Annotated in this window: 24 protein-coding genes; 13 read left to right on the top strand and 11 right to left on the bottom strand. The window is 61.3% G+C overall.

The features are described from left to right. Window positions 1-116: 116 nt before the first annotated feature. The 3 genes from purH (at window position 117) to BB347_RS00925 (ending at window position 4208) form a co-directional block, all read left to right on the top strand. Window positions 117-1754 carry a bifunctional phosphoribosylaminoimidazolecarboxamide formyltransferase/IMP cyclohydrolase gene (gene purH / locus BB347_RS00935; protein WP_076579353.1) on the top strand — a complete coding sequence of 546 codons (1638 nt, stop codon included), beginning with the start codon at window positions 117-119 and terminating at the stop codon, window positions 1752-1754. Between the two features lie 352 nt (window positions 1755-2106). Further along, complete coding sequence (locus tag BB347_RS00930) at window positions 2107-3291, top strand: ABC transporter substrate-binding protein (protein WP_076579357.1); 1185 nt, start codon at window positions 2107-2109, stop codon at window positions 3289-3291. Continuing rightward, window positions 3288-4208, top strand: a complete 921-nt coding sequence (locus BB347_RS00925; RefSeq protein WP_076579360.1) for an NAD(P)/FAD-dependent oxidoreductase — start codon at window positions 3288-3290, stop codon at window positions 4206-4208. Before BB347_RS00930 ends, BB347_RS00925 begins: the two co-directional genes overlap by 4 nt. A gap of 124 nt (window positions 4209-4332) precedes the next feature. Here BB347_RS00925 and carA read toward each other — a convergent pair whose 3' ends face one another. Next, window positions 4333-5409 carry a glutamine-hydrolyzing carbamoyl-phosphate synthase small subunit gene (gene carA, locus BB347_RS00920; RefSeq protein WP_076579363.1) on the bottom strand — a complete coding sequence of 359 codons (1077 nt, stop codon included), beginning with the start codon at window positions 5407-5409 and terminating at the stop codon, window positions 4333-4335. A 102-nt stretch (window positions 5410-5511) separates the two neighbouring features. Here carA and BB347_RS00915 point away from each other — a divergent pair, with 102 nt between their 5' ends. After that, the gene (locus BB347_RS00915; RefSeq protein WP_076579365.1) at window positions 5512-5925 is read left to right on the top strand and encodes an Lrp/AsnC family transcriptional regulator; all 414 of its coding nucleotides are present in this window, start codon (window positions 5512-5514) and stop codon (window positions 5923-5925) included. A gap of 91 nt (window positions 5926-6016) precedes the next feature. On the opposite strand, the gene BB347_RS00910 is transcribed toward BB347_RS00915, so the two are convergent. Then, on the bottom strand, window positions 6017-7135 hold the full coding sequence (locus tag BB347_RS00910) for a GNAT family N-acetyltransferase (RefSeq protein WP_076579367.1): 1119 nt from the start codon (window positions 7133-7135) through the stop codon (window positions 6017-6019). 331 nt (window positions 7136-7466) lie between these two features. On the opposite strand from BB347_RS00910, the gene BB347_RS00905 reads away from it, so the two are divergent. After that, window positions 7467-8036 (top strand): NUDIX hydrolase, encoded by a 570-nt coding sequence (locus BB347_RS00905; protein ID WP_076579369.1) that lies wholly within the window; start codon window positions 7467-7469, stop codon window positions 8034-8036. Between the two features lie 126 nt (window positions 8037-8162). Then, a complete protein-coding gene (locus BB347_RS00900) occupies window positions 8163-8492 on the top strand; it encodes a DUF7853 family protein (protein WP_076579371.1) in 330 nt (109 codons plus the stop codon). 19 nt (window positions 8493-8511) lie between these two features. Here the strand turns inward: BB347_RS00900 and BB347_RS00895 are convergent, their stop codons facing one another. Continuing rightward, window positions 8512-8820 (bottom strand): hypothetical protein, encoded by a 309-nt coding sequence (locus tag BB347_RS00895; RefSeq protein WP_076579373.1) that lies wholly within the window; start codon window positions 8818-8820, stop codon window positions 8512-8514. A gap of 68 nt (window positions 8821-8888) precedes the next feature. Further along, window positions 8889-9914: a zinc-binding dehydrogenase gene (locus BB347_RS00890; RefSeq protein WP_076579376.1), complete on the bottom strand. Its 1026-nt coding sequence runs from the start codon at window positions 9912-9914 to the stop codon at window positions 8889-8891. A gap of 103 nt (window positions 9915-10017) precedes the next feature. Here BB347_RS00890 and BB347_RS00885 point away from each other — a divergent pair, with 103 nt between their 5' ends. After that, on the top strand, window positions 10018-10677 hold the full coding sequence (locus tag BB347_RS00885) for a MogA/MoaB family molybdenum cofactor biosynthesis protein (protein WP_076579379.1): 660 nt from the start codon (window positions 10018-10020) through the stop codon (window positions 10675-10677). An 82-nt stretch (window positions 10678-10759) separates the two neighbouring features. Further along, the gene (locus BB347_RS00880) at window positions 10760-11560 is read left to right on the top strand and encodes a 5-formyltetrahydrofolate cyclo-ligase (protein WP_076580196.1); all 801 of its coding nucleotides are present in this window, start codon (window positions 10760-10762) and stop codon (window positions 11558-11560) included. A 524-nt stretch (window positions 11561-12084) separates the two neighbouring features. On the opposite strand, the gene BB347_RS00875 is transcribed toward BB347_RS00880, so the two are convergent. From BB347_RS00875 to BB347_RS00860, 4 genes are all read right to left on the bottom strand, one after another. Next, the gene (locus BB347_RS00875) at window positions 12085-12414 is read right to left on the bottom strand and encodes a DUF7126 family protein (RefSeq protein ID WP_076579381.1); all 330 of its coding nucleotides are present in this window, start codon (window positions 12412-12414) and stop codon (window positions 12085-12087) included. Further along, on the bottom strand, window positions 12411-13328 hold the full coding sequence (gene guaA / locus BB347_RS00870) for a glutamine-hydrolyzing GMP synthase (protein WP_076579383.1): 918 nt from the start codon (window positions 13326-13328) through the stop codon (window positions 12411-12413). Before guaA ends, BB347_RS00875 begins: the two co-directional genes overlap by 4 nt. Continuing rightward, window positions 13328-15016, bottom strand: a complete 1689-nt coding sequence (gene pyrG, locus BB347_RS00865; RefSeq protein ID WP_076579385.1) for a glutamine hydrolyzing CTP synthase — start codon at window positions 15014-15016, stop codon at window positions 13328-13330. Before pyrG ends, guaA begins: the two co-directional genes overlap by 1 nt. Window positions 15017-15143: 127 nt before the next feature. Then, window positions 15144-15494: a hypothetical protein gene (locus tag BB347_RS00860; RefSeq protein ID WP_076579387.1), complete on the bottom strand. Its 351-nt coding sequence runs from the start codon at window positions 15492-15494 to the stop codon at window positions 15144-15146. 176 nt (window positions 15495-15670) lie between these two features. Between BB347_RS00860 and BB347_RS00855 the strand changes: the two genes are divergently transcribed. From BB347_RS00855 to BB347_RS00845, 3 genes are all read left to right on the top strand, one after another. Beyond that, window positions 15671-16579 (top strand): hypothetical protein, encoded by a 909-nt coding sequence (locus tag BB347_RS00855; protein ID WP_076579389.1) that lies wholly within the window; start codon window positions 15671-15673, stop codon window positions 16577-16579. An 80-nt stretch (window positions 16580-16659) separates the two neighbouring features. Continuing rightward, window positions 16660-17040, top strand: a complete 381-nt coding sequence (locus BB347_RS00850; protein ID WP_076579391.1) for a cyclophilin-like family protein — start codon at window positions 16660-16662, stop codon at window positions 17038-17040. A 257-nt stretch (window positions 17041-17297) separates the two neighbouring features. Then, complete coding sequence (locus BB347_RS00845) at window positions 17298-17675, top strand: DUF4870 domain-containing protein (protein WP_083687696.1); 378 nt, start codon at window positions 17298-17300, stop codon at window positions 17673-17675. Window positions 17676-17730: 55 nt separating this feature from the next. Here BB347_RS00845 and BB347_RS00840 read toward each other — a convergent pair whose 3' ends face one another. The 3 genes from BB347_RS00840 to infB form a co-directional block, all read right to left on the bottom strand. Further along, the gene (locus BB347_RS00840; protein WP_076579395.1) at window positions 17731-18687 is read right to left on the bottom strand and encodes a DUF6159 family protein; all 957 of its coding nucleotides are present in this window, start codon (window positions 18685-18687) and stop codon (window positions 17731-17733) included. Window positions 18688-18790: 103 nt separating this feature from the next. Next, window positions 18791-19903 (bottom strand): acyltransferase, encoded by a 1113-nt coding sequence (locus BB347_RS00835; protein WP_076579397.1) that lies wholly within the window; start codon window positions 19901-19903, stop codon window positions 18791-18793. 228 nt (window positions 19904-20131) lie between these two features. Next, a complete protein-coding gene (gene infB, locus BB347_RS00830; protein WP_076579399.1) occupies window positions 20132-21931 on the bottom strand; it encodes a translation initiation factor IF-2 in 1800 nt (599 codons plus the stop codon). Between the two features lie 182 nt (window positions 21932-22113). Between infB and BB347_RS00825 the strand changes: the two genes are divergently transcribed. Then, window positions 22114-22359 (top strand): PRC-barrel domain-containing protein, encoded by a 246-nt coding sequence (locus BB347_RS00825; protein ID WP_076579401.1) that lies wholly within the window; start codon window positions 22114-22116, stop codon window positions 22357-22359. A gap of 4 nt (window positions 22360-22363) precedes the next feature. Next, window positions 22364-22822, top strand: coding sequence for an NOB1 family endonuclease (locus BB347_RS00820; protein WP_076579403.1), 459 nt, complete (start codon window positions 22364-22366; stop codon window positions 22820-22822). The last annotated feature ends 14 nt before the right edge of the window (window positions 22823-22836 follow it).

Genomic DNA, 22836 nt, shown 5'->3' with positions numbered 1-22836 from the left:
GAGCGTGCATATCTCGAGCACCGTCGTCGGAAATACTGCCGCAGAGATACACGTTTGTGCATACTTCAGTCAACGAGACCGCAACCACTTTGCCCTTCGCGGGCGGGCATCTGCATATGACGCGAATCGCCGGGATGGCCGGCAACCGAGGGCGCAACCTGTTGAACATCGCCGACCGACGACCGGGAGGAGCCGACCTCGCCGTCGTCCTCACGAACGACGAAGACGCGCCGGTGCTCGAGGCCGCCGCCGAGCGCGATATTCCGACCGAAGTCGTCCCGCTCGAGGACGGGATGGATCGAGCGACCCACGAGGAAGCCGTCCTCGAGGCTCTCTCGGGGTACGACTTTGACCTCGTCTGCCTCGACGGCTACATGCGGATCCTCTCGGATACCTTCCTTTCCGAGGCCCCGACGACCCTGAACGTTCACCCCTCCCTGCTGCCCGCCTTCCCCGGCATGGACGCCTGGGGCGACGCGCTCGAGGCGAACGTCTCGGTCACGGGCTGTACGGTCCACGTCGTGACCGACGCGACGGACGAAGACGGCGCGGTCCTCGAGAGCGAGGTCGACGGCGGTCCGATCGTCACGCAGGAACCGATCCCGGTCTACGAGGGTGACGACGTGGACGGTCTAAAAGAGCGAGTCCTCTACGAGGGCGAGTTCCGCGCGTACCCGCGTGCGGTGAAGTGGTTTTCTGAGGACGCAGTGGACATCGATCTCGAGGCGGGTGAGGCGCGCGTCGAGTCGGACATCGCGAGTACCGACAGCGACGATCACGACGGGCTTCCCGCTCGCCGACTCTCCTCGAGCGATCGCGTCGATACCCTCCGCTACGGAGAAAATCCACACCAAGACGCCGCCGTCTACGCCGACTACACCACCGACGAGGCTAGCGTCGTCCACGCCGACCAGCTGAACGAGGGCGCGAAGGCCCTGAGCTACAACAACTACAACGACGCCGACGGTGCGCTCGACCTGATCAAGGAGTTCGACGAACCAGCCGCCGCGGTCATCAAACATACTAACCCCGCAGGCTGTGCCACGGCGGATTCGCTTGCCAAGGCCTACGAGAAGGCCCTCTCGACGGACCCGATGAGCGCCTTCGGCGGCATTGTCGCGCTCAATCGGGAGTGCGACGCCGAGACCGCCGAGCAAGTGATTGACTCGTTCAAGGAGGTCGTCGTCGCGCCGGGCTATACGGACGACGCCCTCGAGGTGCTCTTCGAGAAGGACAATCTTCGCGTGCTCGACGTCGGAGCGTTGGGTGAGTCCACGGAGCGCTTTACCGAGAAACCACTCGTCGGCGGCCGGCTCGTGCAAGAACGGGACCTCCAGACAATCTCGGTCGACGACCTCGAGGTCGTCACCGAGCGCGAGCCAAGCGACGAGGAACTCGAGTCGATGGTCTTCGCCTGGCAGACGCTCAAACACGTGAAATCGAACGGCATCCTCTTCGCAGACGGCACGGAGACGGTCGGCGTCGGGATGGGACAGGTCTCTCGAGTCGACGCAGTTCGCCTCGCGGCGATGAAAGCGGACGAGCATGCAGAAGGCAAGGACGCCGAGGGTGCGGTCATGGCCTCGGACGCGTTCTTCCCGTTCCCGGACGGCATCGAAGAGGCTGCGAAGGCCGGTATCGAGGCGGTCGTCCAGCCCGGCGGGTCGGTCAACGACGACGACGTGATCGAGGCGGCGAACGAACACGATATTGCGATGGCGTTTACGGGTCAGCGGTCGTTCCGTCACGATTAACTCCTACGAACGAACGGTGCGCGGCCCAACGCGCCGCGGAAACGTGAACGGGGAGCCATAGCGAGCCGTGAACGAAGTGAGTGAGCAACTTTTTGGCCTCTTTGCGAACGGAGTGAGCGAAGGTCAGCGAGAGCTATGCTCTCGCCAGACAGATTTTTGCGCGAGGGTGAGCGACCGGTGGGAGTGAACCCGAGCGGAAAAAGGTGGATGCCGCGTTTACGGGCCAGCGGCCGTTCAGACACGAGTAGCACCCGCGTTCGTCAATCGCTTCGCTCTCGAGCGAGCGTGCCAGGCTAGTTTTTAGGCCGCCCTAAATAGAATCACTTTTAATGTTTTAGGCCAGCCTAAACCCATGGAACCTGCAGGCGTAGACGGACAAACTAGACGAGCGGTTCTCGCGACGAGTGCAGCGGTCGGTAGCGTGGCCGTCGCTGGCTGTATCAGCGGAAGCGAACGCGAGGCGTCGGACGAAACCGGTGACACCGACCCGTATACGGTGTCGATGGCCCCCGTTGGGGAGGTAACGTTCGACGCCGTACCGGAGAACGTCTTCGTCACGTTCCCACAGTACGCAGATATGATGGTCGCCCTCGGTCACGGCGAGGCGGCGAACACCCTTTTTTCTCCCGACATGGCGGGGTCAACGATGGACGCGTTCTACGACCACCTCGAGGGGGTCGACCTCGAGTGGGAGGGGCTGTCGAATCCGCTCGAGCAGGGACTCGTCGAGGAAGAACTCTACGAACTCGACAGCGACGTCCACTTCCTCGATCCGTCCTACGTGCTGACGACCGGAGGCGACTGGGAGGAGGCCGACCTCGACGAGATCGCCGAAACGATCGGGCCGTGGATCGGCAACTTCCACAGCGGGGTCCACAGCGAGCCGGCGGAGGCCTACACCGACGACTACGAGTACTACACGCTCTGGGAACTCTTCGAGCGGGTCGCCGCAGTGTTTCGAGAACGCGAACGCTACGAAGCCCTCGAGGACGTGTACGACGACCTTCGATCGCACATCGAGTCGACGCTCCCGCCCGAGAACGACCGACCGACCGCCGCGCGAGTCACCCTCGAAGGCGAGGAGTTCTACACGTACCACCTCAACGAGTCCGGCTTCTGGCAAGCGGACACGCGTCCACTTGGGGCACGCGACGCCCTCGAGACGTTCGAGTGGTCTGACGATTGGGGCGTCCTCGACTACGAAGCGATGGCCGAGGCCGATCCAGACGTCATCCTCCATCTGTGGGGGATCACACCGGACTACTCCATCGAGAGTGTTCGCGAACGACTCGCGGACCATCCCATCGGCAGCGACTTGAGCGCGGTCCAAGACGACCGCGTCGTCGCCGGCGGGATGCGCTATCAAGGACCGATCATGAACCTCTTCCAACTCGAGATGACCGCGAAACAACTCTATCCCGACCATTTCGGCGAGTGGCCCGGCCACACGACTGCCGAGCCCTATCCCGAGATTCCGACCGACGAACAGTTGTTCGACCGCCAGCGCGTCGCGAACATTGTCACCGGGTCATTATGAGTGAGACTCCCACCTTCGACGCGGATGTCGCCATCGTCGGTGGCGGTCCGACCGGCTGTGCTGCCGGCGTCTTTACCGCTCGAGACGAGTTCGAGACGGTCATCTTCGATCGCGGCCCCTCATCGTTGCGACGCTGTGCGTCCCTCGAGAACTACCTGGGTTTTCCCTGCGGAATCGACGTCGAGACGTTTCTCGAGTTGGCGCACGATCACGCGATCCAGTCTGGCTGTCGGATGCGACGTGATCTCGTCGAGGCGGTGACCGTGTCGACCGACGGTGGGTTCCGAATCGAGCCACAGACGGGTGAGGCGATCACGGCACGGTTCGTACTCGCCGCGACGAAGCACGGTGCCGACTATCTTCGCGGGCTCGATAGCGACGACCCGCTGTTCGTCGCCCAAGAGCACGGCGGAGAAACCAGCCAGCGGTTCGATCCGAGCTGTCTGGACGACGACGGACGGGCGCCGATCGACGGCCTCTACGTTGCTGGCCCGCTCGCCGGCCGTGGCGATCAGGCGATCGTCGCAGCCGGCCACGGCGCGACGGTCGCGCGTACCATCCTCCACGACGTGCGTCGTGCGGAGGGGTACTGGAGTTGGTTCGCGACGCGATACGATTGGGTCCGACGGACCACCGACCTGCGAGAGGAGTGGGCCAGCGCGGACCGGTGGATCGCTCGCTTCGAACAGGATGCTCCCGACGACCTCGAGCCCGCGACCGTCGAACGACTCGCCGAAGCGTACGCCACCGAACACGTCGACGCACACGTCGAACCAGCGGTAGCAGCCGACCGAGCCGAACGCGGTCAGCGACGACTCGCGCAAACGCTCGACGACGACATTCTGCTCGAGACCGTCGACGACGACGCCATACACGAGTACGCCACGTCCCTCGAGTCGTCGGCAGAGTCCACCTAAGAGGCGATCGCTGCGTGCTGCAAGCCCACGACCGGAACTAGTCGCATCGATACGAACGACGGACATCTCGAGAGTGACCCGCCACGGGAAGAGAGAACGGAAATTACGAGAGACGAAACCGCAGTTAGTCGTCGGCGGGAACGGCAGTCGTCGCTCGAGCGTCGGCCATCGCGAGGACGTCGTCGAAGAAGTCGAGGGTGTCCTCCGGGCCGGGGTTGGCTTCGGGGTGGTACTGGCGCGTGATGATGTCGTAGTCGACGCCGTCGAGGCCTTCCGGCGTGTCGTCGTTGACGTTGATCTGGGTGACCTCGAGGTGGTCACCTGGTTCGGCGACGGTGTAGCCGTGGTTCTGGGTCGTCATGACGACCTGTCCGGACTCTAAGTCGAGGACGGGTTGGTTGACGCCGCGGTGGCCGAAGGTCATCTTCTCGGTGGCGCCGCCGAGGGCTTCGGCGACGATCTGCTGGCCGAGGCAGATGCCGGCGACGGGCGTGTCCTCGGCGAACGCTTGGACGAGATCGATCGCGTGCTCGTAGTTCGCCGGGTCGCCGGGGCCGTTCGAGATGAACAGAATGTCCGGCTCGAGTGCGTCGACGTCGTGGGCGCTCGCGTCGTGTGGGAGGACGTGAACCGTCGCGTTGCGGGCGAGCAGCGAGTCGACGATCGATCCCTTCGCACCGCAGTCGACCAGTGCGACGGTCTCGCCGTCGTTGTCCGCGCCGTAGGTCGTCTGCTCGTCGACGCTGACCTGTTCGCCGATCTCCGTGTGCTCGCTCATGGCCTTACAGGCCTCGAGTTCGGCGAGTGCGTCCTCCTCGGTGACGTCCTCACCGACGGCGATTCCGCACTTCATCGCGCCGCTGTCGCGGATGTCGGTGACGACGTCTCGGGTGTCGAGACGGTCGACTGCCGGAACGCCCTCGCTCGCGAGCCAGTCGGCGACGTCCTCGGTGAGTTCCTTCGCGAGGACGGCTCGTGGGTGGACGCGGTCGGACTCGAATCGTTCCTCTCGGACGCCGTAGTTACCGATCAGTGGGTACGAGAAGGCCAGGATCTGCTCCTCGTAGGATGGATCGGTGAGACTTTCTTCGTATCCAGTGTACGCCGTCGTGAAAACGAGTTCGCCACGAGCCGTTCCCGGAGCACGACCACGCGCCTCGAGTACGTGGCCACCCTCCAGTGCAACGTAGGCAGCTGTCATTACGATCTACGTATTGGATCGACCATCATAAGTGTTGTCTTCGAAGCTGAGTTACGAAATTCGTAATCGGTAAGTGGGGGTCGCTCGTAGGTTCGCATCTCCATGGACGATCTGGACCGACAGATCCTCGATATGCTCCGGCGGGACGCGCGAACGCCGTACACCGAGATCGCCGACGAGGTCGGAACGAGCGAGGGGACTGTCCGCAACCGCGTCGAAGGGATGATGGACGACGGCGTCATCGAACGCTTTACGATTACCACGCGGACGGGCAACGTCCAGGCGATGCTCGAGATCAGCGTGGCAGTCGACGTCGACACGAAAGCCGTCTCCGAGCGGATGGCCGAGTGGGAGGAAGTCGACCTCGTCTGGATGGTTTCGGGGGAACAGGACATCGTGCTCGTCGTCGACGCGGCGGACACGCGCGGAGTCAACGACCTGATCACCAAAGCCCGCGATCAAGAGGAGGTCGTGAGCACGAAAACGCGACTGATCCTCGAGAAACAACTCGGGTGAGGCCGGCGTTCGTGGAGCCACTCGTTCCGTAGCCGAGTTTCAACTCGGGTGAGGCCGGCGTTCGTGGAGCCACTCGTTCCGTAGCCGAGTTTCAACTCGAGTCCGTCTCCCGGTTGTATCGGTTGTACAGCGATCTCCCGGTTTCGACGAGTTTCCAGGTCGGTCCAGTGCCCCGTTCCCAGTAGATGTTCGGGACGAGTTCGCCGCCGAACTCCTCTTTGAACTGGAACGCGCCGTCTTCGAAATCCGCACCGCCGCCGCCGAAGTCGTACTTCTCGTAGCCCTCGTCGATGGCCCACTGGAACAAGTAGTCGTAGAGCAACTCCGAGGCGTGATACTGGAAGGACTCCGAGGGGACGCCGGCGAAGAAGCCGTGGACGACGTCCTGTTCGTCGTTGAGTAGTTCGAGGAAGCCGCCGGCGTACTCGCCCTCGACGTAAAGCATTAACAGTAAAATCCGATCCTCCATCGCGGAGAGTTCCTCGAAGAACTCGAAGGGATAGACGATGCCGCCGACGCTTTTCATGTGCTGTTTGTACTTCTCGTAGAATCGCTCCAGATTGACCTGTGAAAGTTCAGCCTCGACGATTTCGTGGTCGGTTTCTCGGCCACGTCTGATCGCCCGCCGCTTGGAGCTGTCCATCTCCTCGAAAATCGTGTCGTATCCCTTCTCGAGATTCACGACGAAGCGGCCGCCGACGCGACTCGAGTCGTAGCCCTCCGCCTCGAGGAAGTCGTTGTATCGGAGGAAATTCGTGTTGCAGGCCCTGATCTCGTGGACGATCGTTCGGTTATCACAGAGTTGGGGGACCACGTCGAGGACGGTCGAGAGCGACTCGGTGACGTCGGTCGTCATCAAGGGGCCACCGAATCCGGGATAGATCGACGTGAGTCGGTAAAACGGTGTTTTCGGTATCTCAGCGACGAAATTCGGAAAGAGACCGATTGGATTCGTATCCTTCTCGACCACGATGTGTCTGGCCGGATACTCGAGCGCGTTTTCGACGGCCTCGAGCCACTCGTAGCGATGGAACACCGTTCCGAGTTCGGAGCGCTCGACGAGGTCGTTCCATCGGGACCGATCTTTCATCACCACCGTGTCGATGACGTCTACCGTCAGGCCCGATTGGTCGTCCGTCATCGTCTGGACGGTTCTCCCAGTCGTTTCGTCCCGATTCGAGTGTGTACTTCCACTAGCGTGCTGGGCCATCTGTTCTCTATCGAGTTCTCTCCGGGCAGAAGCGGGTTAAGTTATTTTAGCCTACAGACACACATCAGCGAGCACAACCGTCCGTATCAGTCACGTACGTGGGATCCAGTAACACGCCATTATCAGCGCTCGAAAACGATTGATTATCGGACGGTCACCGACGCGAACAACTGCACGTGTATCGAACGCGACGACGTACGGGAAGATTACTCCCCTGAAACAGTGTTTTCGGCCGAGGAATCGTGTGAACAAGTACCGTTCGACCGTGAGAAGTACCAGTCACTCGTAAAGAGACGACACTGGTTTCACACCGCTCCAGAATGATGCGAATATGACCACACCACCGGGCGACGAACGCCCACACGAAAACGCGAACCAGGACGTAATCGCCGTCGACCCAGAAGACACCGCACTCGAGACGGTCAACCGACTCGAGGCCCACACCGGCGACGGCGTTCGCCACCGGGCGTTTACCTCGCTCGTGTTCGACGGCGACGGAAACGTCCTGCTCGCCCAACGAGCGCCCGAGAAACGCCTCTGGGGGACGTACTGGGACGGAACCGTCGCCTCCCACCCAGTCGAGGGCCAGAGTCAGGAAGAAGCCACTCGAGAACGACTCGAGGACGAACTGGGAATCGCGCCCGAGCAGTACGACGACCTGCGAGTTACCGACCGCTTCGAGTACAAACGCTACTTCGAGGACGCCGGCGTCGAACACGAAGTCTGTGCGGTGTTGAAACTCACCCTCACGGATCGAACGCTCGAGCCGAACGAGGAGGAAGTTGCAGGTCTCATGTGGGTTCCGTACGAGCGACTCCACGCCAATCCGTCGTGGTATCGTCAGCTCAGGCTCTGTCCGTGGTTCGAAATCGCGATGCGACGAGACGTTCGCGACGAGTGATCGGGTCGGCGACCGCGGCGAATCACCCGACTCCGGCAAGCAACGCATGGTAACATGCGACAAGGTTTATTACAACGCCGTTCGTAGCGTCGCCCAAGGGCCGACGAAATCGGTCCGTGTGACGTAATGAGTTCTCCACAACCGGAAACAGAAACGCACGAAGTGACGCTCTCCAGAGACGAACAATGGGTCGTCCACAGTGTCCTCGCGAGCGAAATCGACGGGGCGATCGACGACGGCGAATCACCTGCCGAGTGGACGCTCGAGGCACTCGAGACGCTCGAAGCGGCCGGTGAGACGACAGTTTTCACCGCTTATCAGGCCCAGACGCTCGTCGACCGACTGACGTCGTACCTCGCGCGTGTGGACACTCCGGAAGACGATACCGTCCACGGATCGGCCGTCGTCGACCGACTCGAAACTCGCCTCGAGTCGCGTGAATCGCCACCCCAATAACGGGCTGTTTTTCGTTCGATTACGGACGCGTCGTCGCCCACACTGCGGTGACGGCGAGGAAAAACGCCGGGAACAGTGGCAAGGTCAAGAGTGCGAAGCGATAGCCGACGCCCGGCGGCCAGAACGTGATCGCCACCGGGGCGACGATAAACGCGAGGACGATCATGCCGACGACGGTCCACCCTCGCCAGTCGAATTCCCGGTCGGCCGCCTCGGGATGATCCGGATTCCGAACCCAGTCGTCGTCCTCAGCCGACGCTGCTCGCGTTCCGTCCTCGTCGAACGCGCCCGGGTCGTGTACGTAGCCGCCGTCGTCGCTCGAACTCACGCTCGAGTGTTTCGAGTCCGTGGTGAAAGCCCTCACGGTTCCGAGACGAATCGAACTCGTCGTCGAGCCTAGAGCTCGCTATCCGGCCGGACGACGACCTTGCCGAAGCCTTCCCGATTTTCGATGATCTCGTGGGCGCGCGCGGATTCGCTCATCGGCAACTCCTCGCGAATCGCGGGCTCGAACGTTCCATCCCAGACGAGTTCCATCACGTCGTCGACCTGATCGGGCGTCGCCATCGTCGACCCGATGATCTCGAGTTGGTTCCAGAAGATCCGCGGAATGTCCGTTTCGGGAGCACCGCCGGCGGTGCCGCCGCAGGTGACGAGTCGCCCGCCCTTCGTCAGGCTCGCAATCGAGTCCTGCCACGTTGGTTCGCCGACGTGCTCGACGACGACGTCGACCCCGCGGCCGTCGGTCTCCGCTTGTACCCACTCCGCGAAGTTCTCCTCCTCGTAATTACAGACGTGATCAGCGCCGTGTTCTTTCGCGTACTCGAGTTTCTCCTCGGTGCTGCCCGTCGCGTACACTTCCGCGCCCGCGTGGTCGGCGATCTGAAGCGCCGCGTGGCCGACGCCGCCGCTGGCTCCGAGGACGAGCACTTTCTCGCCGGCCTCGAGGTCGGCACGTTCGATCAGCATGCGCCAGGCCGTCTGGAAGACGAGACAACTCGAGCCGGCGACGGTCCAGTCGACGTGGTCGGGAACGGGAATCAGGTTCTCCTCGGGAATCGCGGCGTACTCGGCGTGAATGCCGGGCACGTGCTCGCCGATGATGTAGTAGTGGGGGTCGAGCGTCGGATCGTCCATCCGCAGGTCGCCACAGCCAGCCGAGAGGGCGACGCGGTCGCCCGCCTCGAATCGAGTGACGTCCTCGCCGACCTCCTCGACGATTCCCGCGCCGTCGCTGCCCGGAATGTGGGGCATCTCGAGGTCCAGTCCGGGCATTCCGCGTCGCGTCCAGATGTCGAGGTGATTGAGCGCCGCCGCTTTCACGTCGACCAGCACGTCGGTGCGGCCGATTTCGGGGTCAGGATGGTCCCCGTAGTCGATGACATCGGTGTCGCCGTGTTCGGTGATTGTGACTGCCTGCATACGCGTACACAGACGGAAACGCCGTCCATAACAGTTGGGCTCCATCTCCGAATCGAATCTTCCAGTGAGCAGGTTTTACCCGCTGGCCCGTCGAACCACGTTCATGGCCGATTCGGACTCGAGTCGACGTGAGGAGAGCGAGCACGGACGCGGAACACGCGACGCCGAGAACGCAGACGGTCCGCAACTCTGTGCCGGTGTCGTGACGATTTCGACCGACCGAACGCTCGAGTCCGACGCCGCTGGCGGTGCGATCGTAACGGCGCTCAAGAAAGGTGGACACGAGGTGGCGACGCGAGAGCACGTCGGTGCCGATCTCGATCGCGTCCAGGGCACCGTCTCTCGATTGATCGACCGTGACGACGTCGAGATCGTCGTTACGGCCGGTGCGACGAGCGTCGAACCCGACGATATCGCCATCGAAGCGATCCGACCGCTTCTCGGGAAGGAACTCCCCGCGTTCGCAGATGTCTTTACCAGCCTCTCGTTCGACAACGTCGGGACTCGAGTGATCGCTGCACGGCCGCTCGCGGGCGTTGCCGACGGCGTTCCGGTCTTCTGTCTGCCTGGAAACGAAGACGCGGCCCGCCTCGGAGCCGAGGAGATTCTCCTCCCCGAAGTGACCCATCTCGTCAGCCTCGCACGCGAGGAACTCGAGGAAACGCGGTGGACGAGTGACGACGAGGACGCGGACGCAAACGGTGCAGTCGACACTGCCGACGCCGACGCGGAAACGACCGACCACGAGAACGGAGAGCACTAACAGAACGGAGGTCAGCAAGATGGACGAGACAGACCCGAATACGGACGAGACCGAGGCAACCACGGACGAAACCGAGGCAACGATGGACGACACTGAGACGCCGTCGACTGAGCCGGTGGAACCGACCGACAAGAAATCGATTCGCGAACGCGTCTGGGACGACCTCGAGGAGAGCGGAACGGCCAGATTCCCGTTTCCGCCCCACGGTCGGATTCCGAACTTCGACGGTGCGGACGAGGCAGCGGAGCGACTCGCACAACAGCAGGCGTGGCGAGACGCATCGACGATCAAAGCCAACCCCGACGCACCACAGCTCCCGGTTCGACGCCGCGCGCTGAAAGCCGGGAAGACGGTTTACATGGCCGTTCCCCGACTCGCCGACGAGCGGTGTTTCCTGAAACTAGACCCAGACGAACTCGAGGACTACGACGCGGCCACGACGGTTTCGGGGTCGTCGAAACACGGCGAACAAGTCGGTCCCGAAGCGGTCCCAGAAATTGACCTGATCGTTTCCGGCAGCGTGGCAGTGAGCGTGGATCACAACTCGGCGGAGACGACACGCAGCGCTAGCCACGAGTCCGTCGAGGGCGGTCGAATCGGCAAAGGCGAGGGCTACAGCGACCTCGAGTACGCGCTGTTGGCCGAATTCGGCCTCGTCGACGAGACGACCACGGTCGCGACAACGGTACACGAACGACAGCTAGTCGACGACGCGGTTTCGATCGGCGATCACGACGTCTCGATGGACCTGATCGTCACGCCCGAGCGAACGATTCGACCGGACGGTGCCGAGCAGCCGTCTGGAATCGACTGGGATATCCTCTCGGCGCAGCGACTCGAGGAGATTCCGGTATTGGAGCGACTCAGCGACGCAGGCGACTAGTCGACGGCGCAGTCGATGCGTCTCGCGGAAGCGGCGACCGATTAGCCAATAGAAGGAGTCGCTTTTGATGTGGCTATTCAGAACGGAGACGAGCCACTGACGAGTGCAGTGTCGATGTGCGTAGAAACCCAGTAAAGAAGCGCGTCGGGTTGACGCGCCTCGAAATTGCCTACCGTAGCCGACACGGACTGGTGCAAGAGCCCGTGTCAGTTAGAAAACGGTGTGGCAATGGTGGGGAAGGGTGCTGTGGTGGGGTTGCTGGAAGTCACGGGAATAGGCATAATGCCTTGGTGGGGTCTGCCCGTCGACCTCCATCTCATCCAATCAGCGGCTTGCACTTCAACCGGGGCGATGGTAGCAGTGTCTTACACCGGATTCCACCGAATTTAGCCCAGTTTTATTCGGCTAAATCTCCGTTCGAGATCGATTACATTTCAGGTATCGTGATTGGTTTCCGTTTCACTGTCCGTCGCGTGTGCGATATGCGTCCGTACCGCTCGTGAAAAAGAGCGACAGCGCCGACGTTAGTCGGTCAGTTCCTCGGCGACGAGCGAGGCGTCCATCAGCTTCGGATCGATCGCGATGTCCAGTTGGCCCTTGACGAACTCCGGAACGGTTCTGCGAGCGTAGACGACCGTCCGAACGTCGTCCGTGAGATCACAGACGATCGGAATCGTCGTCGCCTGCCCGATATCCGTCAGCACGTACAGATCGGCCTCGACGATGCCAGCTTCCTCGAGCACGGGCCGGGTTACCACGCCATTGAGGCGGGTGACGCTAGCTCCTTCGGCCTCGAGCGCGGGCGTGATCTCGTCCTCGTCGGGACCGACGACGATCGCGTTCAGTTCCGTCATTCGTACTCGATCGTCGCCGGTGGCTTGTGCGTCACGTCGTAGACGACGCGAGCGACGGTTTCGTTCTCGCCGGTGATACGCGACTGGATCCGCTGGAGGGTCTGCCAGTCGATTTCCTGAGCACGGGCGGTCATGCCATCACGGGAGTCGACCGAGCGAACGGAGACGACCCAGCCGTGAACCCGATTGTCACCTTTGACACCGGTCGCCTTCCCGATCACGGCGGCGAGGGCTTGCCACGGCTCGTACTCCTCGAGTTCGTCCTCGACGACGTGACAGGCGTGGCGCGCGACCTCGAGTTTCTCGTCGGTGACTTCGCCGATGACGCGCACGGCGAGGCCGGGGCCGGGGAACGGCATCCGCTCGGCGACGATTTCGTCGAGGCCGAGGTGGCGTGCGACCTCGCGAACTTCGTCCTTGTAGAGGTCGCGGACGGGTTCGACGATGCCGTCGAAATCGACGACGTCGGGGAGGCCGCCGACGTTGTGGTGGGACTTGATTCCCCCCTCGCTCTCGATTCGGTCGGGATAGATCGTCCCCTGGACGAGGTAGTCAGCGTCGGCCTCAGTCGCCTCGCGCTCGAACTCCCGGATGAACTGCTCGCCGATGATGTGTCGTTTCTCCTCGGGGTCCGTGACGCCGGCGAGGGCCTCGAGGAACCGATCTTTCGCGTCGACGATCCGCAGCGACTCCATGTAGTCGAACGTCTCGCGGATCTGGTCGGTCTCGCCTTTGCGCATCAATCCGGTATCGACGTAGACCGGAGTAAGCTGGTCCCCGATCGATTCGTACGCGAGTGCGGCGGCGACCGAGGAGTCGACACCGCCCGAAAGCGCGATGACGGCGTTCGAGTCGCCGATTTCGTCGCCGATCTCTGCAACTGCCTCTGGAACGAACGTGTCTGTTTCTACCATCAGTGAGTAACCTCCGTTTCCGCATCGGTCGTCGAGTCGCGGTCCGCGTCCGCCGCGTTTGTCCCGTTCCCGTCTCCGGCAATCGCCTCGACGAGGCCGAGGAACGGCGGACTCGGCTGGCCGGGTCGGGACGTGTACTCGGGGTGGAACTGCGTCCCGAGGAAGTAGGGGTGATCCTCGAGTTCGAGGATCTCCATTCGGTTTCCTGCCGTTCCCGAGAACGTCAGCGGTTCGTCCTCGAAGTCATCGAAGTACTCCGGATTGACCTCGTATCGGTGGCGGTGGCGCTCCGTACAGGACGTGTCGTCGTAGAGGTCGTAGGCGAGCGTCTCGGGTTCGATCACGGTCGTGTGCTCGCCGAGTCGCATCGTCCCGCCCATGTCCTCGACTTCGTACTGTTCGGGCAGAATGTCGATGATCGGATGTGGCGTATCCTCGACCATTTCAGCGGAGTGTGCGCCCTCGAGTCCCAGCACGTTCCGGGCGTACTCGACGACGGCCATCTGAAAGCCGAGACAGAGCCCGAGGAACGGAACGTCGTTCTCGCGGGCGTAGCGAACGGCCTCGATTTTGCCCTCCGAGCCGCGCATGCCGAAGCCGCCGGGGACGATAACGCCCTCCATTCCCTCGAGTTGGCCGTCGTGGCCGTCGGCCAGTTCATCGGCGGCCACCCAGTGGACGTTCACGTCGACACCGACCTCGAAGCCGGCGTGTTTCAGCGACTCGTGGATGGACATGTAGGCGTCCTCGAGGTCGTACTTTCCGACGAGTGCGACATCCACGTTCCCGTCTTTCTCGGTCGTGACGATCTCGCGCCAGTCGTTCGTCCGCTCGCCGGTCGCCAGCGCTTCGTCGGCGAGTCCGAAGTGCTCTAAGACGTACTGGTCGAGTCCTTCCTCTTCGACCATCAACGGGACGTGATAGACGTCCTCGACGTCGGGGTTCGAGAACACCGCGTCGGTCGGGATGTCACAGAACAGCGCAATCTTCTCTTTCGTCTCGGGGTCGAGTCGATCCTCGCAGCGGCCGACGATGATGTCCGGCTGGAGACCGATCGAACGGACCTCCTTGACGGAGTGTTGGGTCGGTTTCGTCTTCTGCTCGCCGTTTTTCGAGTACGGGACGAGCGTGACGTGCGTGAAGAGGACGTTCTCCTCGGGTTCCTCGTGAGCGAACTGGCGTAAGGCCTCGAGGTAGGGCATCCCCTCGATGTCACCGACGGTGCCACCGACTTCGATGAGACAGACGTCGGTGCCCTCGGCGGCTTCCCGAATCCGCCGCTTGATGTCGTCGGTGATGTGTGGGATGATCTGGACGGTTTTCCCGAGATAGTCGCCCGCACGCTCCTTCTCGATGACGTGTTGGTACGTCTTCCCGGTGGTGATGTTGTGGTCCGAGGTCATGTCGATATCGAGGAAGCGCTCGTAGTTCCCCAGATCGAGGTCGACCTCGCCGCCGTCCTCGAGGACGTACACCTCTCCGTGTTGGTACGGATTCATCGTCCCCGCGTCGACGTTGAGATACGGGTCGATCTTCACGGCAGTCACGTCGAACCCGGCCGTTTTGAGGAGTCGGCCGGTGCTCGCGGCCGTGATCCCCTTGCCGAGTCCCGACATCACGCCGCCGGTGACGAAGATGAACTTGTTCCCCAGGGAAGGGTCATAATGAGTGTCCGATTCCGTCGGCATACCGAGTGTCCGCGTGAGCGGTTGAAAACGATTTCGGGACTGGTTCGCCACCGGGACGGACTAGCACTCTCGACTCGAGGCGTAACGCGCGATTTAGTGGCGGCAAGGCCTCCGGGCTCTCGGGCGGCTACGGGGTTTCGTCCTGAACTTCCACGATTTCGGCGTGCTCGAGGGTCGTCGTTCCCGCACCCACGTGCAACTGGATCGGCCGCCCGGGGAGGTCCTGTTCGTCCGCATCGATCGACTCTTGCGAGACGGAGATGGCAGTGACGCCGTCGACCGTGATTGAGCGTCGCTGGATCGGATCGTCCTCGTATTCGACAGTCTCCCACGTCTCGACGCCCAGTTCGTCCATCTCGGTGCCGAAGTAGTCCTCCGCGTCCGGATTGACCGAGTCCTCGGTTTGGGACTCGCCGGTCGTCCGGTTGTCGTCGAACTGGACCTCCTCGTGTTTGTACTGGGTTAAGCGTGCGAACATGCGACGAGTCACCACGAACAGCGTGTTAATCCTTGCTGGGGTTCGAAGTCGTTCGTGACCGATCTCGGTCGACCGACACGACTGCTCGCAGACGACGGCGGCGTTCGCTCGATCAACACCGAGATGAACGATAGCAGACAGAATCGTTTAGTAACAGTGTCACATCGTTCCGGTAGATGCTCTCCCGCGAGCGACAGTCCGTCCCCAAACCCGCCGGGAGCAACGGTATCGACCTCGGTTTCAAGGTCGGTATCGGCTTCTACCTCGGCCTCGTCGTCGCCGGATTCGCGACGATCGGTGGGATTGCCGTTGACGCCTCGACGGCGACGCTCCTCGCAACCGCACCAAGCACGGTTACCGGCGTCTTACTCGTAACCCTCGTCTTCGGGAATCGACTTGAGGGCGTCCCCGAACGACTCGGCCAGAACCGCCTCCGGCGGTCGCTCTGGTACCTCCCAGCGGTAGCGTTCGCGGCCGTGCCACTCGCTGCGTGGCTGGTACAGATCACCCTCTCTCCGCAACTCGCCGCGACCGCGGCCGGATTCGCGATAATTACGGTCGCGATCGCGATTGGCCTCTCCCAGATGACTCGCAACCGATTCATTGCAGCGGTAACTGGCGAGCCGACTGTCGAGTGGACCTGGCAGACCACACGATTCGACGGTCCTGGCTGGAGTATCGCGATCGTCGGTTCCGGCGTCTTGTTCGTACTCGCTGGTCTCCAGGCAGCGTTTTCGGAGGGGGGGTCCGGGGCGCGCCTTCTCGGTTATGGCTCGATTCTCCTCTTGTTGTGGGTCGGACAGCGCCGCGAGTGGGGGGCCTTCGAACAGCCGGAAGCCGACTCTCGATGGGGCGGGGCCACGCTTCAGGCATACGACGCCGGCCTCGTCGTCGATCGATTCAACTCTAAGCTGATTCCGTGGGACCGAATTGGCACGATCGAGCTGACCGACGAGGAACTCGTCATCGAGCGCAACCGCTGGTTCGACGTTCGCTGTGACCGCGACGCGATCGACGACCCCGAGGGCGCACTCGAGAGGGTCGAACGCGTTCGCTCACGCGAGATCGACGCGCCGCGCCAATAGAACCAGTAGACCTCGGTATCGTTGCCAACGGACCCAACACACCACGGACACTGAAGTATCGACGGCGTCTGGCACAGCGTATGGCCGACCTCACCGTCTTCGTCGACGATCACGCCCTCGAGGCGACCTGGACCGGCGACGCGCCGAAAACGCAGGCTGCACTCGAGTGCGTACTCCCCGTCGGTGGCGATGCCGTCCGCTGGGGCGACGAGCTCTATATCGACGTCGCACTCGACGTACCGCCGGAAAGCGCTCGAGAAGTCGTTCCCGAGGGTGCACTCGCCTACTGGCCGGCGGGCGACAAACTGTGTTTGTTCTGGGGCCCGACTCCCGCCAGTGAAACCGACGAACCACGCGCCGCCACACCGGTGTCCGTCGTCGCACGACTCGAGGACGTGTCGGCACTTACCGAACTCGAAGGTGAAGCGCGTCTCCGCCTCGAGTCACGAACCGAGGGCTGAGTCACGACGAACGCGACCCCGTTCCTCTCCGCTCAATCGGTTCTAGCTCGGTTTCCAACGATAGACGCTCGCAGGTGTGCGTCGTTCGCATCGAAATCGCGACCGAGTCTGAACGTGGTTTGTGGATACCGATATCTGAGTTCCGCCGATCCACTCGTTCAGAGAGTGTAGAGACTGGCACACAGAGGGCTCTGTTCGAACACATTAAATTCTCCACAAAAACTATATGTATATTACACTAATCCGTGAATTGAACGATGGCAACACCAACTACCAACCCGTCCGCGAGCGATGCACAGTCGAACGAAAGAACTGTCATGGGAGTCCTCGTCCACATAATCGGACTGGTCTTCGGATTTATCGGGGCAGGAGTGGTTTATCTGCTCTCGAGCAGCGAATACACCGAAGCAAACGCACAAAATGCACTCAACTGGCAACTCTTCTTCTTCGCATCGTTCGCCCTGGCGTTCCTCGTCGGAATCGGATTGCAATCGGTCTCTGGAACGATCACCTCGGTCGCCGTGTTGGTGATCTTCCTCCTGTTTGTCATAGACATCGCGTTTTGCGTGTGGGCAACGATCAAAGCAAGCGGCGACACCGCCTGGGAGTATCCGCTCGCACCGAAGATACTCTGAACTGCCGTCATCGTGTTTTTACTCGAGTATCGAGGAGAAGCGAGAAGAAACGAGGTTAGACTCCGTCGGATTGCTGCGGTGATGGCTCTGGTGAGTGGCGGTCGTCATCTACCGATTGCGAAACGAATTCAGTTGGATCGATGTCGCCGAATTCTTCGGGCAAGGGCTTCCCGGTTGCGTGGTAGTACAGCGCCGTTTTCGCGACGCCGGTTGCAGCCTGATACGTCGCCAGTGCGATTCCGACGAGGACGAGCGTTGGTACAGCCGTAATCGTGAGCACGGTTCCCGGTTCCTCGAGCAAGAGCGCCGGCGCACCGATCCCGGCGAACCCAATGATCGCGATCAACGGAAACATCACGAGTCCGACTCCGAGGTTGATCACGGCTGCCTCGCCCCAGGTCTGACGGAATATCTCGAGACTGTTTCGAACTGACTCGCGGAGACCACCTGCTTGAAAGACGATCACGGGGACGATGAAAAACGTCATCGCAGACCACGCGAATCCGAGCGTAGATTGAACGAACCGGGAGCCACGTCCGGTCCGGTTCTCGAGGATCCGAATAACCAGTCCGACGACCGCACCGACGCCACCCCACGCGAGAATCGTTCGTTTCGCACTCCACGCCCCCGCGAGTCCGTCGCGGACTCCCGTCTGTTCGTCTGTGAAGATGTTCCCGACGGAATGGACCAGTGCGGCGCTAAAAAACGTCGCGACGGAGGACGTGATGAACAAGAACACCGCGGACGAGGCGAACAACACTGCCATCGCCACGTCGTCTGCCGTGCCTTCGGGGAGAGACACGAACGACTCGAGTGCTGCGAGCGCGTATCCCGCGGCGATTAATGCGACGAAAATCCCACCGAGGATGAGACCGAGACCGATGACCCACGTGAGGCCGTACAAGATCGGAAAGACGAACAACCACTTCCGTTGTCGAAGCGTGCGAAACGACCCGCGCGTGATAGCGACCCCCATTCGAACCCGGTCCCGGAGGGATAATTGAGCAGCCATGAATAAGTTTCACCCAATGAAATGTAAAAGCTTACTTGTTTTAGCACCTGTTTGATGCTCGAACGTCGATTACGAGCGCAAAAGTGGATATAGGCTGTATCGTTCAATTCGACCCGAACTTTCGAATCCGACGAATTCGTGGAAGACGTAACCGATTTCGCTCGAGCGCTCCGATTTTTTGTGCGACGAGGTAGATGAGCAACGCGCCGAAGAACGTCGCCCAGAGCAGGAGGAGGTGCCACGCGAGCGTATTACCAATATCGTATCCGAGCACTCGGAGGACCTCATCGAAGCGCTCGAGTGGGTACAACACGGCCGGATGAACGACGTAAATGCCGACGGCGTACGTCCCCCACGACGGTACCGGCGTTCCCTTTCCTAGGTTCGGTCGCGAGAGGAGGTACATAAACAAGAAGAACGTGGCCAACGCGGTGCCGATCGTATAGCTCGAGACGTACACCTCCTGTGTGATCGTCTCACCCGTGAGCACGTATCCGAGCACGTATCGTTCGCCGACGTGAACGGCGGTGAACAGCACGGTCAACCCGAGGTAGGTCGTGCTGTGATCTCGACGCGGAGTCAACCCCTGCGAGTAGATGACGTATCCGAGACTCGTGTAGAAGAACCCGAAGAATACGGCGTCTCGCACCTCGAATGGAATATCGACGAACATCGTGTAGCTCGCCCCCAAGAGCCCGATAGCGTGCAACACGATCGAAACGGGAAGGAGATACGCGGTCTTGCCCGCTCGAACGAAACTGTAGACGAACGCCAGAGAGAACGCCAGCGCCGGGAGGAACCACAGAATGACGGACACCGAGTCTCCGTAGTAGAGCAATCCGGTCGGCGAGATAAACCCCGCAAATTCAGTGAGGAGAACGCTCGCGACGTACGGGTTGTTTATCCCCGTCTCGAGGGCAGCGCCGGCCAGAAACACCGGCGCGGCGAGCAACAGACCGAACACGTAAAGGGAGGTGATAGTCACCACTCGGTTGATCAAGTAGGTCTTGGGGTCTCGATTCACCGTTTTGAGCGCGAAGAGGTACCCCGAGGTCATGAAGAAAAACGGAACGACGAATCGCCCAGCCGAATCGATCACGAAGTTCGCGACGTTTCCGTACGCGCCGAGGCCCCTGAAGAGGTTCGTGTGAATCGCGACGACGAACACCATCGCGACGATCCGCATCGAATCCAGACTGTAGATTCGATTGGCCATTGCTCGAGCCCATTTCGGTGGCACCTATGATTCTTTTGGATCGTCCGGTTATCGTATAGATCAATTATGTGTTCGTCACGAATAGTACAATACGGAGACAGTATGCCGACTATCGTTTCGAATAGGCTCAATTGTTCAACTCGAAAGTATGCGCCGCTATCGAGCTAGCATCGAACGAAAGTCACGCAAATTCGAATTGAGACGCGTCAATCCGGTCGAAGACGATCCTTACTTGCCCCAGAAGGGGTCGCGACTGCGCTGTTTGTCGAGGTACATGTTCAGCGCCTCGAGTTCGTCGCCGGGGATCTCGCTGGTCAGTTCCTGTTCTAAGATCTTGGCGTGTTTTTCGGGGATTTCGATCCAGAGTTCGTCGTCTTCTTCGATCTGGCGGCCGACGGTGGGGCCGTCGATAGCGACCGAGACGCGGTTTCCGGCGCGGGCCTCGTCGACGTCCTCGCCCTGTTCTTGAATGCCTTTGACCTGGCCGACGCGTTCTGGCTCGTTGTTCTCGTATTTGACGACGTTCGCGTTGTTCTGGACGGTTCCCGAGTTCACCTCGACGCCGACGACGGCGGGGTCGTTCTGACGGAAGGTGTGATCCGGCAGGATGCGGAATCGTGCCGGTCGCACGATGTTCTCCAGAATGGTATCTTGTTGTGCGCGCTCGAGTTCGTCGACGAACTCCTCGTACTCCTCGATGAGTTGGTAGATCACGTCGTCCGTGAAAATCCGCACGTCGTCGTTCTCGGCGCGCTGGTCGGCATCACCGAGCACGTCGACGTTGAAGCCGAGGATGACTTGCTGTTTCTGATCTTCAGCGGTGGAGGCGACCGACACGTCCCGCGGTGCGACATCACCGACTTCCGCGCGGACGATGGGAAGTTCGGTCTCCTCGAGTGCGTCGGCCATGGCCTCGAGGCTACCGAGCGTGTCGGCTTTGACGACGACGCCCTGTTCGTCGGTATCGACGGCGATATCCGCGAGTTCGGCTTCGACTTCGTCGACGACCTCCTCGAGTGGACGATCACGGACGACGCGGACTGGTGCGCCGGCCATGGCGTCTGCAAGGTCGGGTGCGGCAACTTTGATCCCCGTCGCCGCCGAGACCGATTCGACCTTTTCGAACCGACTCTCGGTTCGGATTTCCGCGAGCGGACGGGGCTGGAGCAAGGCCCGGACATCGGTGACGATCGGATCGTTTTGGCCACCGACGACGAGCGTATCGTCGTCCTGAATCGTTCCGTCGTAGAGGACAGTGTCGATGGTCGTTCCGAAGCCTTTCTCCTCTTTGACCTCAAGGACGGTCCCGACGCCGGGGCCGGCGACGTCGATCTCCATCTCCTCTTTCATGTACCGTTGGGAAAGTCCCATCATCACCGTCAGGAGGTCGGGGACGCCCTCGCCGGTCATCGCGGAGACGGGGACGACACCGACGTTGCGTTGGAAGTTCTGGACCCGCCAGTACAGGTCCGCAGAGAGGTCCTCGTCACTGAGGTTGCCGATGATCTCGTAGAGGCTCTCGTCGAGGCGAGAGCGAACGCGATCCGACTGGGACTCGTACGTCTCGGTGATCGGCGCGTCCTCGGTCGCGTTCCAACCCGGAACGGTATCGATCTTGTTCGCCGCGACGATAAACGGTGTCTGGGAGCGTTTGAGGATCTCGAGGGCCTCGAGTGTCTGTGGCTGAAAGCCGTCGTTGACGTCGACGACGAGAATGGCGATGTCGGCGAGGGCACCGCCGCGAGAGCGAAGCGTCGTGAAGGAGTGATGCCCCGGCGTGTCGATAAAGAGGAGGCCGGGCAGGTCGAAGTCGTCGGGGTCGACGAGATCACCTGCAATCGAAGAGATGATGTCCAGCGGGACGGCTGTTGCGCCGATGTGCTGGGTGATCGCTCCTGCTTCGCCCTCGATAACCGCAGAGCCACGGATTTTGTCGAGGAGACTGGTCTTGCCGTGATCGACGTGTCCGAGGACGGCGACGATCGGTGTTCTGAGAGATGTTGGGTCGCGCGTATCCGTATTCGACATGGTGAACCACCCGAGAAGGTCTTATCTAACGCGTCGGGAGAGCGGTAGTTAAACCCATCGTCATCGACCCTCGAGTCGCTCCTCGAGCGGTAGTGAAGCGCCCGTGTGAGAGACGACCCACCTGTGAGGACACCCCACCAACCCCGTGATTTTTAATACCGACTAGGTAAATACTGGTACACATGAGCGATATACTCGCTGAGAATCTCTCGGGGAAGTCCGTCATGGGGTCTGACGGAACTGAACTGGGATTGCTCTACAACATCACGATGGACCTCAAGTCCGGACAACTGAACGATCTCGTCATCGAACCCGACGAAGAACTCCCCGTTCGGTCGATCGACTTCAGTCGCGACGATGAGGGTCGGTTCCTCGTCCCCGTGAGTCGTGTCCAAGCGGTTAAAGATTACATTGTGGTCCAGCGATAACGGTATGTACATTCTCGACTCCTCGGCGTTTATCCACGACTTCCACACGACAGAACAGACTGCAACGATCCCGCTCGTCCGCGAGGAACTCGAGGACGAGAGCGCCTACCGATTCGACGCGATGGAAGGCTCAGGGATGCACATTCACATTCCGAACGAGGATACCACCGAAAAGGTCCGCCGAGCGGCCAAAGAGTCCGGCGACCTCGACGTGCTTTCGGACACCGACATTCGCCTCGTCGCGGCGAGTTTCGAACTCGACGGAACGCTCGTCACCGACGACTACGCGATGCAAAACGTCGCCGAGAAACTCAACGTCGCCGTCGAAGTGATTGCTCGTGATGGCATCGAAGAGCAACGTCACTGGCACTATCAGTGTCAGGGCTGTGGTCGCGAGTTCGACGAACAGAAAGATCGCTGTCCGATCTGTGGCTCGGAACTGGCCCGTAAGAATCCGTCGTAAGGGGCCTTCGTCTT

It is taken from the genome of Natronorubrum daqingense (assembly GCF_001971705.1).
In the GTDB taxonomy this organism is placed as follows: Archaea; Halobacteriota; Halobacteria; order Halobacteriales; family Natrialbaceae; genus Natronorubrum; species Natronorubrum daqingense.
The sequence above is the reverse complement of the archived record's forward strand: the minus strand, read 5'-3'. Positions and strand labels throughout refer to the sequence as shown.

Bases quoted from the DNA above. Each gene is read 5' to 3' on its own strand.
- BB347_RS00860 (WP_076579387.1), bottom strand. From the start codon at position 15,494: ATGTTCGCACGCTTAACCCAGTACAAACACGAGGAGGTCCAGTTCGAC.
- purH (WP_076579353.1), top strand. From the start codon at position 117: ATGACGCGAATCGCCGGGATGGCCGGCAACCGAGGGCGCAACCTGTTG.
- pyrG (WP_076579385.1), bottom strand. From the start codon at position 15,016: ATGCCGACGGAATCGGACACTCATTATGACCCTTCCCTGGGGAACAAG.
- BB347_RS00925 (WP_076579360.1), top strand. From the start codon at position 3,288: ATGAGTGAGACTCCCACCTTCGACGCGGATGTCGCCATCGTCGGTGGC.
- BB347_RS00890 (WP_076579376.1), bottom strand. From the start codon at position 9,914: ATGCAGGCAGTCACAATCACCGAACACGGCGACACCGATGTCATCGAC.
- BB347_RS00840 (WP_076579395.1), bottom strand. From the start codon at position 18,687: ATGGCTGCTCAATTATCCCTCCGGGACCGGGTTCGAATGGGGGTCGCT.
- BB347_RS00905 (WP_076579369.1), top strand. From the start codon at position 7,467: ATGACCACACCACCGGGCGACGAACGCCCACACGAAAACGCGAACCAG.
- BB347_RS00820 (WP_076579403.1), top strand. From the start codon at position 22,364: ATGTACATTCTCGACTCCTCGGCGTTTATCCACGACTTCCACACGACA.
- BB347_RS00850 (WP_076579391.1), top strand. From the start codon at position 16,660: ATGGCCGACCTCACCGTCTTCGTCGACGATCACGCCCTCGAGGCGACC.
- guaA (WP_076579383.1), bottom strand. From the start codon at position 13,328: ATGGTAGAAACAGACACGTTCGTTCCAGAGGCAGTTGCAGAGATCGGC.
- BB347_RS00915 (WP_076579365.1), top strand. From the start codon at position 5,512: ATGGACGATCTGGACCGACAGATCCTCGATATGCTCCGGCGGGACGCG.
- BB347_RS00845 (WP_083687696.1), top strand. From the start codon at position 17,298: ATGGCAACACCAACTACCAACCCGTCCGCGAGCGATGCACAGTCGAAC.
- BB347_RS00900 (WP_076579371.1), top strand. From the start codon at position 8,163: ATGAGTTCTCCACAACCGGAAACAGAAACGCACGAAGTGACGCTCTCC.
- BB347_RS00910 (WP_076579367.1), bottom strand. From the start codon at position 7,135: ATGGCCCAGCACGCTAGTGGAAGTACACACTCGAATCGGGACGAAACG.
- BB347_RS00885 (WP_076579379.1), top strand. From the start codon at position 10,018: ATGGCCGATTCGGACTCGAGTCGACGTGAGGAGAGCGAGCACGGACGC.
- carA (WP_076579363.1), bottom strand. From the start codon at position 5,409: ATGACAGCTGCCTACGTTGCACTGGAGGGTGGCCACGTACTCGAGGCG.
- BB347_RS00880 (WP_076580196.1), top strand. From the start codon at position 10,760: ATGGACGACACTGAGACGCCGTCGACTGAGCCGGTGGAACCGACCGAC.
- BB347_RS00825 (WP_076579401.1), top strand. From the start codon at position 22,114: ATGAGCGATATACTCGCTGAGAATCTCTCGGGGAAGTCCGTCATGGGG.
- BB347_RS00875 (WP_076579381.1), bottom strand. From the start codon at position 12,414: ATGACGGAACTGAACGCGATCGTCGTCGGTCCCGACGAGGACGAGATC.
- BB347_RS00930 (WP_076579357.1), top strand. From the start codon at position 2,107: ATGGAACCTGCAGGCGTAGACGGACAAACTAGACGAGCGGTTCTCGCG.
- infB (WP_076579399.1), bottom strand. From the start codon at position 21,931: ATGTCGAATACGGATACGCGCGACCCAACATCTCTCAGAACACCGATC.
- BB347_RS00855 (WP_076579389.1), top strand. From the start codon at position 15,671: ATGCTCTCCCGCGAGCGACAGTCCGTCCCCAAACCCGCCGGGAGCAAC.
- BB347_RS00835 (WP_076579397.1), bottom strand. From the start codon at position 19,903: ATGGCCAATCGAATCTACAGTCTGGATTCGATGCGGATCGTCGCGATG.